The organism is Klebsiella sp. S69 (assembly GCF_016516145.1).
GTDB classification, from domain to species: Bacteria; Pseudomonadota; Gammaproteobacteria; order Enterobacterales; family Enterobacteriaceae; genus Klebsiella; species Klebsiella oxytoca.
Genome location: NZ_JACVUU010000014.1, coordinates 23,242 through 37,368 on the forward strand (window position 1 = coordinate 23,242; position 14,127 = coordinate 37,368).

Sequence of the window (14,127 nt, forward strand, 5' to 3'; positions counted from 1 at the left end):
GCGTACTTAAGGACAACACGAAAGGGTTTTACTATGTCAGAACAAAACAGCACCGAAATGACTTTCCAGATTCAGCGCATCTATACCAAAGATATTTCTTTTGAAGCGCCGAACGCGCCGCAAGTTTTCCAGAAAGATTGGCAGCCGGAAGTTAAACTTGATCTGGATACAGCTTCCAGCCAGCTGGCTGAAGGCGTGTATGAAGTGGTGCTGCGTGTCACCGTAACCGCCTCGCTGGGCGAAGAAACTGCATTCCTGTGTGAAGTTCAGCAGGGCGGTATTTTCTCCATCGAAGGCATCGACGGTACCCAGATGGCGCACTGCCTCGGCGCATACTGCCCGAACATTCTGTTCCCGTACGCGCGTGAGTGCATCACCAGCCTGGTTTCTCGCGGTACCTTCCCGCAACTGAACCTTGCGCCAGTGAACTTCGATGCGCTGTTTATGAACTATCTGCAGCAGCAGGCTGGCGAAGGTGCTGAACAACATCAGGATGCCTGATGAACGCGCTTAACGCTGCAATGACTGTAATCGGTGCCGGCTCTTACGGCACCGCTCTTGCCATCACCCTGGCAAGAAATGGCCACCACGTTGTGCTGTGGGGCCATGACCCGAAACATATTGCGACGCTGCAGCACGATCGCTGCAACGCCGCATTTCTTCCTGACGTTCCTTTCCCCGACACGCTGCATCTGGAAAGCGATCTGGAGACCGCGCTGGCTGCCAGCCGCGATATTCTGGTAGTCGTGCCGAGCCACGTTTTCGGCGAAGTGCTGCGGCAGATTAAACCGCTGATGCGCTCTGACGCTCGTCTGGTCTGGGCGACAAAAGGTCTGGAAGCGGAAACCGGACGCCTGCTGCAGGACGTGGCCCGTGAAGCCCTGGGCGATGATATTCCGCTGGCGGTAATTTCCGGTCCGACCTTTGCGAAAGAGCTGGCGGCAGGCCTGCCGACGGCGATATCGCTGGCGTCAACGGATCCGCAGTTTGCTGATGATTTGCAACGCTTGCTGCACTGCGGCAAGAGCTTCCGCGTCTATATCAACCCGGATTTTATCGGCGTGCAGCTCGGCGGAGCGGTGAAAAACGTTATCGCTATCGGCGCCGGCATGTCTGACGGCATCGGCTTTGGCGCCAATGCGCGTACCGCGCTGATTACCCGCGGGCTGGTCGAAATGTCTCGCCTCGGGGAGGCCCTTGGCGCCGATCCGGAAACCTTTATGGGTATGGCGGGCTTAGGCGATCTGGTGCTCACCTGCACCGATAACCAGTCGCGTAACCGCCGCTTCGGCATGATGCTCGGCCAGGGTATGGATGTGCAAAGCGCTCAGGAGAAGATTGGCCAGGTGGTTGAAGGCTATCGCAATACCAAAGAGGTTCGCGTTCTGGCGCAGCGTTTAGGCGTCGAAATGCCAATAACCGAGGAAATTTATCAGGTATTGTATTGCGGAAAAATTGCGCGCGAGGCAGCATTGACCTTATTAGGCCGTGCACGCAAGGACGAGCGCAGCAATTAACCGTAATGGAACCTGGATCACCTGAATGACCCGGCCAGCGAAGAACTGGCCGGTCATGATTATACCGTCTGGAGTCAGCAATGCCGTGTGAAGAACTGGATATCGTCTGGAATAATATTAAAGCCGAAGCCCGGGCTTTAGCTGACTGTGAGCCGATGCTCGCCAGTTTTTACCACGCCACGCTACTCAAGCACGAAAATCTCGGCAGCGCCCTGAGCTATATGCTGGCGAACAAGCTGGCTTCTCCGATTATGCCCGCCATCGCGATCCGAGAAGTGGTGGAAGAGGCCTACGCCGCTGACCCGGAAATGATCGCCTCCGCCGCCTGCGATATTCAGGCGGTGCGAACGCGCGACCCGGCGGTGGATAAATACTCGACCCCCCTGCTTTATCTGAAAGGGTTCCACGCGCTGCAGGCCTATCGTATCGGCCACTGGCTATGGAATCAGGGGCGTCGGGCGCTGGCGATCTTCCTGCAAAATCAGGTTTCCGTATCGTTCCAGGTGGATATCCACCCGGCGGCGAAGATTGGCCGCGGGATCATGCTTGACCACGCCACCGGTATTGTTGTCGGCGAAACGGCGGTGATTGAAGACGATGTGTCGATTCTGCAATCCGTGACCCTCGGCGGTACCGGTAAAACTAGCGGCGATCGTCATCCGAAAATTCGTGAAGGGGTGATGATTGGCGCCGGGGCGAAGATCCTTGGCAACATCGAAGTCGGGCGCGGAGCAAAAATCGGCGCGGGTTCGGTGGTGCTGCAGCCGGTGCCGCCGCATACCACCGCCGCAGGCGTACCGGCCCGTATTGTGGGCAAGCCAGAGAGCGATAAGCCCGCAATGGATATGGATCAGCACTTTAATGGCATACACCATACCTTCGAGTACGGTGACGGTATTTGATTGATTTCCCGGAGGCGATGCTACGCATCTATCCGGGCTACAAAGCCGAGCGCAGTCTGGTAGCCCGGACAGGCGCTACGCGCCGCCTCCGGGAGAAAGCCAGCTCAGCTGCGCAGTACCGCGCCGGGATATCCCAGCTGGCGCCAGGCTTCATAGACCACCACCGACACCGCATTTGACAGGTTCATGCTGCGGCTGTCCGGCATCATCGGAATACGGATTTTTTGTTCTGGCGGCAGAGCATCAAGAATACTGCCCGGCAGTCCGCGAGTTTCCGGGCCAAACATCAGATAATCGCCGTCCTGATAGCTCACCGCGCTGTGCGCCGGCGTGCCTTTGGTGGTCAGGGCGAACAGGCGCTGCGGCTTTGCGCTTTCAACAAACGCGGCGTAATCGCGATGGCGCTGGACGGCGGCGAACTCGTGGTAATCCAGACCGGCGCGGCGCAGGCGCTTATCATCCCAGGCAAACCCCATAGGCTCGATAATATGCAGATTGAAGCCGGTGTTAGCGCACAGGCGGATGATATTCCCGGTATTTGGCGGGATTTCTGGTTCAAATAAGACGATGTTAAGCATGCTGCCCCCTTAATTGCGGGGGGCAGAATAGCAGATATTTGGCTAACCCTCACCCCGACCCTCTCGCGGAAAGGGAGCGGGAGCAAACCGGCGCCAGCCTGTGAGCCGGATGGCCCGACGAGGACGTTAACCCGCCTGCCGGACGGTTCCTTCAGGGTTAGAGGTAACCGCCGCATTCCCCGCCTTAATAACATCAAAAGTCCGCAGCACATCGGCGTTTTGCACCAGGGATTCACGACTGATTTCGCCGATGGTTTTCGTCCCGGTCAGCGTCATCGCCACCTTCATCTCTTTTTCGATCAGGTTCAGCAGATTGGCGACACCCTGCTTGCCGTGCGTGGCCAGCGCATACAGATAAGCGCGGCCCAGCAGCACGCTATCGGCGCCGAGGGCAATCATGCGCACGACATCGAGGCCGTTGCGGATGCCGCTATCGGCGAGAATCGTAATGTCGCCTTTAACTGCATCGGCAATCGCGGGCAGGGCGCGGGCGGAAGAGAGCACCCCATCAAGCTGGCGGCCGCCGTGGTTAGACACCACGATGCCATCAGCGCCGAAGCGCACCGCGTCGCGGGCGTCCTCCGGATCGAGGATCCCCTTGATCACCATCGGGCCATCCCAAAATTCACGGATCCACTCAAGGTCTTTCCAGGAAATCGAGGGATCGAAGTTATTCGCCAGCCAGCCGATGTAATCCTCCAGGCCGGTCGGCTTGCCGAGGTAGGCGGAGATGTTGCCTAAATCATGTGGGCGGCCGTTTAATCCGACGTCCCATGCCCACTGCGGATGGGTCACTGCCTGCCAGTAGCGGCGCATCGCCGCGTTCGGGCCGCTCATCCCGGAGTGAGCATCGCGATAGCGTGCGCCGGGGGTCGGCATATCGACGGTAAAGACCAGCGTTGAACAACCCGCCGCCTTCGCGCGCTCCAGCGCGTTGCGCATAAAGCCTCGGTCGCGCAGAACGTACAGCTGGAACCACATCGGACGTTTAATGGTCGGGGCAACTTCTTCTATCGGGCAGACGGAAACGGTAGAGAGGGTGAAGGGGATGCCTTTCTCATCCGCTGCGCCGGCGGCCTGCACTTCACCACGGCGCGCGTACATCCCGCACAGCCCGACCGGCGCCAGCGCCGTTGGCATCGCCAGCTTCTCATTGAATAAGGTGGTTTCCAGGCTCAGGTCCGACATATTGCGCAGAATGCGCTGGCGCAGGGCCACGTCGGAGAGATCCTCAACGTTGCGGCGCAGGGTGTGCTCGGCGTAAGCGCCGCCGTCGATGTAGTGGAACAGGAACGGTGGCAGGATACGCTGTGCGGCGGCGCGGTAGTCGCTGGCGGCGGAAATAATCATCACAAGTTCTCCCTGGAATTGTCGTTATGGTCACCGGGCAGGCGGGTAATTCGCGCCTGGCGGGCCTGGTCTTCATCAAAACGTTTGATGGTGGCGTGAACGAAGCCCAGATGGGCCATCATCGCCTGTCTGGCACCTTCCGGGTCACCGGCGACAATCGCCTCCATGACCGCCAGGTGCTGTTCGGTGAGGCGAGCGAATACCGGCGGGACGAGATACATCCGCTGGCGGCTCTCCTTGACTGAGGATTGTAATAGGTCAAAAAAACCGCGCATGGTTTGCAGGAGCACCACGTTGTGCGAGGCTTCGGCGATCGCCAGGTGGAAGCGGACATCGGCCTGCGAGGCCAGGTCCGGGTCTTCACTTTGGGTGGCTTCAAAGCAGAGGCGGATTTTCTCTTTTTCGGCATCGGTTGCCCGCATTGCCGCATGCCAGGCGGTGCTGGCTTCAATAGCATGACGGGCTTCGAGGATATCAAAGCTGTAATCGGGGTCGTCGGAGAGCAGCGTCTTCAGCGGTTGAACGATGTTTTGCTCCGACCACGCTTCGTGCTGCCAGCGCACGAAGGTGCCGCCGCCGCGACGGCTGAGCAGCACCCCTTCGTTGACTAACATCGCCAGCGCTTCGCGCAGAGAATTGCGCGATACGCCGAGCTGCGTTGCCAGCTGGCGCTCGGCGGGCAATCGCATGCCCGCCTCCAGCTTTTGTTCTTCAATCAGCGCCCGCACGCGACGGGCGACGTCGTCGGCAAGGCGTTTTGGCATCACTATCACGGGATCATCCAGGTTAAGACATACGCCTGCAGCGTGGTGATGACGCCGACCATACAGGTGAAAATCAGGCTGTGTTTGACGGTAAAGCGGAACAGATCGGACTCCTTACCCACCAGGCCGACCGCCGCACAGGCGATGGCGATCGACTGCGGGGAGATCATTTTCCCGGTCACGCCGCCGGTGGTATTTGCTGCGACCAGCAGGATATCGGAGACGCCAATCTGCTGGGCCGCCGTGGCCTGCAGCGCGGCAAAAAGCGCGTTAGACGAGGTATCTGAACCGGTCAGGAATACCCCCAGCCAACCGAGGAACGGCGAGAAGAAGGTAAATGCATGGCCGGTGTGCGCCAGCGCCAGCGCCAGCGTTGAGGATAGACCGGAATAGTTGGAAATAAAGGCGAACGCCAGCACCATGCCGATGGAGTAAATCGGCAACGCCAGCTCTCTCAGCGTGCTGCCAAAGGTGGAAATCGCATCTTTTGGCTTCATGCGCAGCCAGACGATGGAAAGCAGCGCGGCGAACAGGATCGCGGTGCCGGTGGCGGAGAGCCAGTCAAATTTATAGACCGCGGCATATGGCGTGGCTTCGCTAACCACCGGCGGCATGCGCGCTACCATCTTGTCGAGGAACGGCACGGAAATATTAATCACAAAATCGTACATTGCGCCGCCGGGAACGAAGAGCGCTTTGAACGGCGGCACGCTCCACAGGGTCACGGTGGCGGTCAGAAACAGGAACGGTGTCCAGGCGCGAATCACCTGTCCCGGCGTGTAGTGCGTGCGCGCCAGGTTCATATCGACCTGCGATGCGCCCATATCGCCGAAGCGAAAGATGCGTACCGGCTGCCAGCGTTTGAGGAACAGCGTCAGACAGACCAGCGATACCAGCGAAGAGATAATGTCCGGCAGCTCCGGGCCGAGGAAGTTTGAGCTGAGGTACTGAGCGATAGCAAAGGAGCCGCCGGCAACCATGACCGCAGGCCAGGTCTCTTTAATGCCGCGCCAGCCGTCCATAATCGCCATGATCCAGAACAGCACGATGATGGTCAGAAATGGCAGCTGGCGGCCGACCATCTGGCCAATTTCAAAGCTGTCGAGTCCCGTAACCTGCCCGGCGACCAGAATCGGAATGCCCATCGCGCCAAACGCCACCGGCGCGGTATTAACGATCAGGCACAGGCCCGCCGCATACAGCGGGTTAAAGCCGAGTCCTACCAGCAGCGCTGCGGTGATGGCGACCGGCGCGCCAAAACCGGCGGCCCCTTCAAGGAAGGCGCCGAAGGAGAAACCGACGATCAGCATTTGCAGACGCTGGTCCGGAGTAATCGATAAGATTGATGAGCGGATAATGTCGAACTGCCCGGTTTTCACCGAAATTTTATAGACGAAGACCGCGGCGATAATAATCCACGCGATTGGCCACAGGCCGTAGAAGAAGCCGTAGATGACGGAGGCCAGCGCGTGGTCAACCGGCATCTTGTAGAACAGCAGGGCGACGGAGAGCGCAATGACCACGGTCCAGGTCGCGGCGACGTACCCTTTCAGCTTGAGCTTAATCAGGGCAAAAAAGAAAAAAAGAATCGGTAGCGATGCGATAAGACTCGATAGCCAGATGTTGCCGGCCGGATCGTAATTTTGTTGCCAGAGGTTCATGCAGGTCTCCATCGGGCCGCCATGATGCCGTGCTGAGTCTTGTGCTCTTAGCAGGTCACATCATTTGTAAAATTGGCCCAGCCAAATTGCGATTGTAGGATTAACGACAAGGAATGGTTAATCAAATGTTATTGCTGGGCAATATGATTGTGACGGAGAATGATGGATATGTGAACCATTAGGGGGTTTAAGAAATAATTGGTAGGGCCAATTGGGGCGATGAATAACGATAGAAACAGAATAGATCCCGGAGGCGATGCTGCGCATCTGTCCGGGCTACCGTCTCGCAGAGGGCTGTGAACCCGTAGTCCGGTCAGCGCAGCGCCACCGGGAGGCAGCGGCGCCGTTACACCAGGTTCGGCACATTTCCCGGAGGCGATGCAGCGCATCTGTCCGGGCTACCGTCTCGCAGAGGGCTGTGAACCCGTAGCCCGGTCAGCGCAGCGCCAGCGGGAGGCAGCGGCGCCGTTACACCAGGTTCGGCACATTTCCCGGAGGCGATGCTGCGCATCTGTCCGGGCTACCGTCTCGCAGAGGAGAGTGAACCCGTAGCCCGGCTAAGCACAGCGTGAGCCGGGAGATTCACGGGATGAAAATATCAGAACTCGGTTTTTGAGAAGCCGGTCATCTCTTTGAGGCCCATTTCGCGTCCCAGCGCGGTCATCGGGTGGACAACGACCAAACCGCGTACGCTTTTCTTAAGCTTGCCCATATCGGCCTGCTCTTTTTTGGTGATGGCGCGGCGATGCGGCATGCTCATCAGCTTTTGCGCTTCTTTGCTCAGCTTCTGGCCCTGAACCTCACGCAGGCGGACGAGCTCCGTCTCAATGGTGGTTTTCTCTTTTTCCAGTTCGGCGTACTTGTCAGCAGCTTCGACCAGTGACAGCTCGGCCTGCTGGTGGCGGATAGCATCAAGACGATCGCTCAGGCGCTTAATTTCGTTTTTTTCGACTTCTTTCATGGTGGTTTAATCTATTAAGAAAGGGGCATTATCAGACTATAGTATGTGCTGTCGTTTGGGTTGTGGGTAGTTATTTATCAAAACGACGCCATTTTTTTACCCTTAACAGGCGTAACGGCACAATATAACTTATTGAAAATTATTCCTGTTTCAAGGCAGAGTTGGCGAATACTCATTTCTGTGAAGCCTGTCGGCTGTTAAGCACGTTTTCCTCATCTGAAACGCTATTTTTGGCTAATCCTTAATAGGATCATTCCCCAGCAGAGGAGAGCGTGATGGCGAAAATAGGCGACGGCGTACCGCGTATTATTGATAAAGCCGTAGATTTTATGGCTTCAAGTCAGGCTTTTATGGAATATCTAAAAAAATCTCCGCGTTTGCAGCATATACCGCCGGATATTCCGGCTGATAAAGAAGCGCTGTTTCTGCGACGTCTTGAGTATTATCGTCAGCTTTATCGGCCGACGTGCGACCAGCAAGAGTCAGAATCAGAGCGTTGATTTTTGAAAGGCTTTTTTTAAGCTGATTTTAGAAATCAGCTCGGTCAGAGAAAGCATCATTGTTGAACGTACGACCTGCTGGTAGCGCAGCTTTTGCATTGCCAGCAGCTCCGCATCGCTATCATCGAATTGCGGCGTGGGCGGCAGGGCGGCGACGCAGTGCAGCTCGCCAAACGGTCCGAGGATCTCATCGTCGGTAAAACTGTACTCATTACCATCGTGATTCAACTCTTCGCGCATGGCCATCAGCAGTTCGGCATCTTCATATTCGGCGCGGCTAATCACCCCAAGGCCGTAGATCAGCTTCAGGCGTACGGAAAGGTCGCCCAGCGGCCCGTCGCCGTCCAGCAACGGCTCCACTGCGTATTTCACCGCGTAGTCGTCTTTACGGAATACCTGAAGCACCAGGATATTGACCGCTTCCGTCAGCAGTTCAACGGCGGCGATCAGGAAGCTTCGTACGGTTTTGCCAGCATTCAGACGTTCAAGCACACGGTTTTCAAATGCCTGTGTTTCTTCCATTATTGCCTGCATATCTGACATGAGTAATGGGCGCGGTTCGGACCGCGCCAGGTCTTGCCTCATTTGGTCGCGTTGTAGTCGGTAACGGCTTCCGCCACCACTTCGCTTGCCGCGTCCAGACCAGAAATCTGCGCCAGCGCGGCCTGTGGGCCTTTCTCGGCAATCAGCGCCGCCAGCTCCTGCGCCTGCGGATCGTCTTCGCTGCGGAAGTGCATCGCCGCGGCGATCCCTTTCAGCAGATTCCGGTGCGGCAGGCCGTATTCCAGCGTACCAAGCAGCGGCTTAATTAAACGGTCGCCCGCGCTCAGTTTACGCAGCGGCTGGCGGCCAACGCGCTCAACGTCATCTTTCAAATACGGGTTCTCAAAGCGACCGAGAATTTTCTGGATGTAAGCAGCGTGCTTCTGCGCGTCAAAGGCATAGCGTTTGATCAGCACCGCGCCGCTCTCTTCCATGGCCCCTTTAACCACAGCGCGAATCTTCTCATCAAGAATCGCGTCACGGATGGTCTGATGACCCGCCAGTTTTCCGAGGTAGGCGGTTATAGCATGTCCGGTGTTTAAGGTGAATAGCTTACGTTCGACAAATGCCATCAGGTTATCGGTTAATTCCATACCGGGGATGTTCGGCAGTTCGCCTTTGAACTGGGTCTTGTCGACAATCCACTCGCTGAAGGTTTCCACGGTGACTTCCAGCGGATCGTGAGTAGCGGAAGCCGATGGCGGAACGATGCGGTCAACGGCGGAATCAACGAAGCCGACGTTGGCTTCAACCCAGGCTTTATCTTCTTCGGCCAGGGCGTTAAAGACATGTCCCTTCAACTGGGTGGTACCGCGGACCATGTTCTCGCAGGCGATGATGTTGAGCGGGGCAGTAACCCCCTGCGCCTTACGTTTGACCAGGCCTTTGGCAATCGCCGGGGCGATACGTTCCAGCACGACCGGGCCGACGGCGGTGGTCACCAGATCCACGCTGGCAATCAGCTCGACAACTTCGTCGCCGATGCTGCTGACGGCGTCAACGCCGGAAACGGTATCGACCTGCTCATTCTCGCCGACCACGTGAACCTGATAGCTATGACGGGCATTCAGGGCATCAAGCACGACCTGATTTACATCCGCGAACGTCAGCTGTATCCCCGCGTCCGCCAGCAGTTTGCCGATAAAACCACGACCGATATTACCTGCGCCAAAATGTAATGCTTTCATAGTATTAACCTTCAATTAATGTTTTTACCTGAGAGGGTTCGGGTGAGGCTTTTCCCTCACCCGAACCCTCTCCCCACGAATGAGGAGAGGCGGGCGTTGCCCGGCGCACTGCCGGGCTACAGGTTACGCTTTCAGCAGCGTCAGAACTTCTTCAACGCTGGTGGTTTTCGCCAGACGCTCAATCACCGACTCATCGTCCAGCGCGTTGGTCAGGCTGGTAATCACCTGGATATGCTCGTTATTACGGGCGGCGATACCGATAACCAGGCGAGCCACCTCATCCTCTTCTTCACCAAAGCGCACGCCTTCCGGGTACTGGCAGAAGACGATGCCGGTTTTCAGAACGCGGTCTTTGGCTTCAATGGTGCCGTGCGGTACCGCGATGGACTCACCCAGATAGGTGGAGGTCAGCTTTTCACGATCCAGCATCGCCTGGACGTATTCCGGTTCAACGTAGCCGCCTTTCACCAACTGTTCGCCGGCAAACAGAATCGCTTCTTCTTTCGTCGCCGCTTTACGGCCGAGGAAGATGTTCTCCGCGCCGAGTTTGAACAGGTTGGTGTCAGACGCGTCGAAGCTGTCTTTCAGGCTATCGCGAACTTTCTCTTCGTTATCCGTGTGGCGCTGCGCCGCAACCAGACGTTCGGTCAGGCTGGTGTACAGGCCGCTGTCGAGGAAGTTAGTCAACGAAATATGCTGCGCCTGCGGCACCTGGCGCATCGCACGCTCGGTCAGGTCGCGGTGGGTGATGACCAGGTCAACATCCGGCGGCAGGTTGTTGATCGCACAGTTGGTGACGGAGATATTACTCAGTCCGGCATCGTGCACTTTTTTACGCAGCACGCCTGCGCCCATTGCGCTGGAGCCCATACCGGCATCGCAGGCAACGATGATTTTACGCACGTGGCTCAGGTCGTTAGCCACGTCTCCCGCGGCCAGCGGAGTGGCGCCGCCTTTGGACTGCGCTTTCATATCCTGCATACGGCGGGTTGCGGCCTCAATATCATCTTCTTCTTTAACTTTGCTGGTTTTCAGCAGCACGGCTGAAACCACGAAGGAGACGGCCATGGCGGCAACAATCGCGGCGATGTTAGCGAAGTAGGCGCCTTTCGGCGTCATTGCCAGCACGGCGAGGATGGAGCCCGGAGAGGCCGGAGAAACCAGACCGCCGTTGAGAAGGGTCAGGGTAAACACGCCGGTCATACCGCCGAGGATAACCGCCAGAATCAGGCGCGGGTTCATCAGTACGTACGGGAAGTAAATTTCGTGAATACCGCCGAGGAAGTGGATAATTGCCGCACCGCCCGCAGACTGTTTCGCGCTACCGCGACCAAAGAACATGTATGCCAGCAGGACGCCCATCCCCGGACCCGGGTTGGCTTCAATCAGGAAGAAAATAGATTTGCCGAGATCGTGAGACTGCTGGATGCCCAGCGGCGAGAAGATACCGTGGTTGATGGCGTTATTGAGGAACAGGATTTTTGCCGGTTCAACAAAGATAGACGCCAGCGGCAGCATGTCGTGCGCCACCATGAAGTTAACGCCCGCAGCCAGGATTTTCGACAGAACTTCAACCGCCGGGCCAATGCCGAGGAACGCCAGGATAGCGAGGATCATACCGATGATGCCTGCGGAGAAGTTATTCACCAGCATCTCAAAACCGGACTTGATCTTACCGTCTACCCACACGTCGAATTTTTTAATAGCCCAGCCGCCCAGTGGACCGGCGATCATGGAGCCGAGGAACATCGGCATATCCGCGCCGACGATAACGCCCATGGTGGTAATCGCGCCGACTACGCCGCCGCGCTCGCCGCCAACCAGCTTACCGCCGGTATAACCGATCAGCAGCGGCAGCAGATAGGTGATCATCGGACCGACCAGCTTCGCCAGCGTTTCGTTCGGTAACCATCCTGTCGGAATGAATAGTGCGGTGATAATACCCCACGCGATAAACGCGCCGATATTTGGCATCACCATATTGCTGAGGAAACGACCAAAGCTTTGCACTTTGATCTTGATATCGGATGACATAAAACACCCCTTCTTCTGTTTTTGCTATCGGCAGGCTGAAAGCCCGAGGCTTGTTGTTAATAAGGCGGCAGAGGTAGCCGGGCCCTGAGTGATAGTGCGAAATCTGGCACTGAATCGTTAAGCTGTCCAGTCGATGGATTTTTATGTGACTTGGATCACATGAATATAGGGCGACGAGGGTCTTTTGTAGTGATCTTTGTCACAAAATTGGTGTGTAAAAAAACAACAGACCCGGTTTTAAGGGGGGATAATGCATTTTTATGTGATTAAAATCACAAATTTACTTTGACGTTTTGTTATTTATTTGTGATGTATATCACAAAATATTTTCACCTGGATTTTCCCTGATGTGATCTCGCGCAGGTTATACCGCGTTCTGCTTGCTGATGCGTCATTCAGCAACGTGAGGGCTTAAAGAACATTTTAGTCGTCAATGGCGAAAATGAAACGGGTGAATTATGCTCAATTTGTCCGCCCTTTTTTTTGTCGGGCCCGGCATACATCCTGGAAATAATTAGCGTAAATCCGAGGAAATTATGTTTCTCAATTATTTTGCGCTCGGCGTTCTGATCTTTGTATTTCTGGTGATTTTTTATGGAATCATCATTCTCCATGATATTCCTTATCTGATCGCGAAGAAACGTAACCACCCGCATGCCGATGCCATTCACGTTGCGGGTTGGGTGAGTCTTTTTACTCTGCACGTTATCTGGCCGTTTTTATGGATCTGGGCCACGCTTTATCGGCCTGAACGCGGCTGGGGGATGCAGCACCCGCGGGATGAGATGTCGCCGGAGGCGACGGAAAGCGAGGATGAACTTAGCGAACTGCGGCAACGGGTTATTGCGCTTGAAAAGCAGATAACGGGTATTCAGACATCTGCTCAATCCCCTACGGTGGAGAAATAACTCATGGATCTGCTGATTATTTTAACCTACGTGGCGATAGCCTGGTCGATATTTAAAATATTTAAGATCCCGGTAAATAAATGGACGGTTCCCACCGCGGCGCTGGGCGGCGTATTTATTGTTAGCGCGCTTATTTTATTAATGAACTACAACCATCCTTATACCTTCACTGCGCAGAAGGCGGTGATTTCTATTCCGATTACCCCGCAGGTTACCGGAGTGGTCAGCAGCGTTACGGATAAAGCCAATCAACGGGTTAAAAAGGGAGAGGTGCTGTTTACCATCGACCCGACACGTTATCAGGCGCGGGTCGACAGACTCCAGGCCGATCTTGTGACCGCGCTGCACAGTATCAATACCCTTAAAGCCCAGCTTTCTGAGGCTCAGGCCAACACCACGCGCGTTTCGGCGGAGCGCGACCGTCTGTATAAGGATTATCAGCGCTACCTGAAAGGAAGCCAGGCGCGGGTTAATCCGTTTTCGGAAAGCGATATCGATAATGCCCGGCAAAACTACCTCGCCCAGGATGCGATGGTGAAAGGATCGGTGGCGGAGCAGGCGCAAATTCAGAGTCAGCTCGACAGCATGGTTAACGGCGAGCAGTCTCAGATAGTGAGCCTCCGCGCGCAGCTGGCGGAGGCGAAATATAATCTTGACCAGACCACCGTGCGCGCGCCCAGCGACGGTTATATTACCCAGGTCCTGATTCGTCCCGGTACCTATGCCGCCTCGCTGCCTCTGCGGCCGGTGATGGTCTTTATTCCGCAACAGAAACGCCTCATCGTGGCGCAGTTCCGGCAAAATTCGCTGCTCAGGCTGGAGCAGGGCGACGATGCCGAAGCGGTGTTCAACGCGCTGCCGGGACAGGTCTTTCGCGGCAAGCTGGTGAGTATCCTGCCGGTCGTGCCGGGCGGAACATACCAGGCGCAGGGCACGCTGCAGGCACTGACGGTGACGCCGGGTACCGATGGCGTGCTGGCGACCATTGAGCTGGAGCCCAACGCTGCCGTCGACGCTCTGCCTGACGGGATCTATGCCCAGGTGGCGGTTTACTCCGATCATTTCACCCACGTTTCGGTGATGCGTAAAGTGCTACTGCGCATGACCAGCTGGATGCACTATCTCTATCTGGACCATTAGCGGGGTCAGTCTGGCATGGGGTGATTTCTCTCTCTGCTATTTGCCTGCGCCTGCGCCATACTTATTACTTTGTTGGCGAAAG

The 14,127-nt window shown here is 56.3% G+C and carries 14 protein-coding genes; 6 read left to right on the top strand and 8 right to left on the bottom strand.

Annotated elements, in window-relative coordinates; genetic code table 11:
• The first annotated feature begins 33 nt into the window (after positions 1-33).
• The 3 genes from secB to cysE all read left to right on the top strand — a co-directional run bounded on the left by secB (position 34) and on the right by cysE (position 2,419).
• Positions 34-501, top strand: coding sequence for a protein-export chaperone SecB (gene secB, locus IAE27_RS14790; protein ID WP_004106849.1), 468 nt, complete (start codon positions 34-36; stop codon positions 499-501).
• A complete protein-coding gene (gene gpsA, locus IAE27_RS14795; protein WP_154022830.1) occupies positions 501-1,517 on the top strand; it encodes an NAD(P)H-dependent glycerol-3-phosphate dehydrogenase in 1,017 nt (338 codons plus the stop codon). The genes secB and gpsA overlap by 1 nt, the downstream gene beginning before the upstream one ends.
• Before the next feature lie 80 nt (positions 1,518-1,597).
• Positions 1,598-2,419, top strand: a complete 822-nt coding sequence (gene cysE / locus IAE27_RS14800) for a serine O-acetyltransferase (protein ID WP_004106845.1) — start codon at positions 1,598-1,600, stop codon at positions 2,417-2,419.
• A gap of 104 nt (positions 2,420-2,523) precedes the next feature.
• On the opposite strand, the gene trmL is transcribed toward cysE, so the two are convergent.
• The 5 genes from trmL to IAE27_RS14825 all read right to left on the bottom strand — a co-directional run bounded on the left by trmL (position 2,524) and on the right by IAE27_RS14825 (position 7,733).
• Complete coding sequence (trmL, locus tag IAE27_RS14805) at positions 2,524-2,997, bottom strand: tRNA (uridine(34)/cytosine(34)/5-carboxymethylaminomethyluridine(34)-2'-O)-methyltransferase TrmL (RefSeq protein ID WP_004106843.1); 474 nt, start codon at positions 2,995-2,997, stop codon at positions 2,524-2,526.
• Between the two features lie 126 nt (positions 2,998-3,123).
• On the bottom strand, positions 3,124-4,347 hold the full coding sequence (gene lldD / locus IAE27_RS14810) for an FMN-dependent L-lactate dehydrogenase LldD (RefSeq protein ID WP_154022832.1): 1,224 nt from the start codon (positions 4,345-4,347) through the stop codon (positions 3,124-3,126).
• A complete protein-coding gene (gene lldR, locus IAE27_RS14815) occupies positions 4,347-5,120 on the bottom strand; it encodes a transcriptional regulator LldR (protein WP_004106838.1) in 774 nt (257 codons plus the stop codon). Before lldR ends, lldD begins: the two co-directional genes overlap by 1 nt.
• The gene (gene lldP / locus IAE27_RS14820; RefSeq protein WP_004116379.1) at positions 5,117-6,772 is read right to left on the bottom strand and encodes an L-lactate permease; all 1,656 of its coding nucleotides are present in this window, start codon (positions 6,770-6,772) and stop codon (positions 5,117-5,119) included. Before lldP ends, lldR begins: the two co-directional genes overlap by 4 nt.
• Before the next feature lie 598 nt (positions 6,773-7,370).
• Positions 7,371-7,733 (bottom strand): YibL family ribosome-associated protein, encoded by a 363-nt coding sequence (locus IAE27_RS14825; RefSeq protein ID WP_004106830.1) that lies wholly within the window; start codon positions 7,731-7,733, stop codon positions 7,371-7,373.
• Between the two features lie 275 nt (positions 7,734-8,008).
• Between IAE27_RS14825 and IAE27_RS14830 the strand changes: the two genes are divergently transcribed.
• Positions 8,009-8,233 (top strand): hypothetical protein, encoded by a 225-nt coding sequence (locus IAE27_RS14830; protein ID WP_004106828.1) that lies wholly within the window; start codon positions 8,009-8,011, stop codon positions 8,231-8,233.
• On the opposite strand, the gene mtlR is transcribed toward IAE27_RS14830, so the two are convergent.
• From mtlR to mtlA, 3 genes are all read right to left on the bottom strand, one after another.
• A complete protein-coding gene (gene mtlR / locus IAE27_RS14835; RefSeq protein WP_024274809.1) occupies positions 8,222-8,818 on the bottom strand; it encodes a mannitol operon repressor MtlR in 597 nt (198 codons plus the stop codon). The two genes, IAE27_RS14830 and mtlR, sit on opposite strands and share 12 nt — an antisense overlap.
• A complete protein-coding gene (mtlD, locus tag IAE27_RS14840) occupies positions 8,815-9,963 on the bottom strand; it encodes a mannitol-1-phosphate 5-dehydrogenase (protein WP_023329077.1) in 1,149 nt (382 codons plus the stop codon). Before mtlD ends, mtlR begins: the two co-directional genes overlap by 4 nt.
• A 123-nt stretch (positions 9,964-10,086) precedes the next feature.
• Positions 10,087-11,997 (bottom strand): PTS mannitol transporter subunit IICBA, encoded by a 1,911-nt coding sequence (gene mtlA / locus IAE27_RS14845; protein WP_004106823.1) that lies wholly within the window; start codon positions 11,995-11,997, stop codon positions 10,087-10,089.
• 536 nt (positions 11,998-12,533) lie between these two features.
• Here mtlA and IAE27_RS14850 point away from each other — a divergent pair.
• Both IAE27_RS14850 and IAE27_RS14855 read left to right on the top strand, forming a co-directional pair.
• The gene (locus IAE27_RS14850) at positions 12,534-12,905 is read left to right on the top strand and encodes a DUF3302 domain-containing protein (RefSeq protein WP_004106822.1); all 372 of its coding nucleotides are present in this window, start codon (positions 12,534-12,536) and stop codon (positions 12,903-12,905) included.
• A gap of 3 nt (positions 12,906-12,908) precedes the next feature.
• Positions 12,909-14,045: an HlyD family secretion protein gene (locus IAE27_RS14855; RefSeq protein WP_004116365.1), complete on the top strand. Its 1,137-nt coding sequence runs from the start codon at positions 12,909-12,911 to the stop codon at positions 14,043-14,045.
• Positions 14,046-14,127: the final 82 nt, after the last annotated feature.

Coding starts and splice junctions, on each gene's coding strand:
- secB (WP_004106849.1), top strand. CDS start 34: ATGTCAGAACAAAACAGCACCGAAATGACTTTCCAGATTCAGCGCATC.
- gpsA (WP_154022830.1), top strand. CDS start 501: ATGAACGCGCTTAACGCTGCAATGACTGTAATCGGTGCCGGCTCTTAC.
- cysE (WP_004106845.1), top strand. CDS start 1,598: ATGCCGTGTGAAGAACTGGATATCGTCTGGAATAATATTAAAGCCGAA.
- trmL (WP_004106843.1), bottom strand. CDS start 2,997: ATGCTTAACATCGTCTTATTTGAACCAGAAATCCCGCCAAATACCGGG.
- lldD (WP_154022832.1), bottom strand. CDS start 4,347: ATGATTATTTCCGCCGCCAGCGACTACCGCGCCGCCGCACAGCGTATC.
- lldP (WP_004116379.1), bottom strand. CDS start 6,772: ATGAACCTCTGGCAACAAAATTACGATCCGGCCGGCAACATCTGGCTA.
- IAE27_RS14825 (WP_004106830.1), bottom strand. CDS start 7,733: ATGAAAGAAGTCGAAAAAAACGAAATTAAGCGCCTGAGCGATCGTCTT.
- IAE27_RS14830 (WP_004106828.1), top strand. CDS start 8,009: ATGGCGAAAATAGGCGACGGCGTACCGCGTATTATTGATAAAGCCGTA.
- mtlR (WP_024274809.1), bottom strand. CDS start 8,818: ATGAGGCAAGACCTGGCGCGGTCCGAACCGCGCCCATTACTCATGTCA.
- mtlD (WP_023329077.1), bottom strand. CDS start 9,963: ATGAAAGCATTACATTTTGGCGCAGGTAATATCGGTCGTGGTTTTATC.
- mtlA (WP_004106823.1), bottom strand. CDS start 11,997: ATGTCATCCGATATCAAGATCAAAGTGCAAAGCTTTGGTCGTTTCCTC.
- IAE27_RS14850 (WP_004106822.1), top strand. CDS start 12,534: ATGTTTCTCAATTATTTTGCGCTCGGCGTTCTGATCTTTGTATTTCTG.
- IAE27_RS14855 (WP_004116365.1), top strand. CDS start 12,909: ATGGATCTGCTGATTATTTTAACCTACGTGGCGATAGCCTGGTCGATA.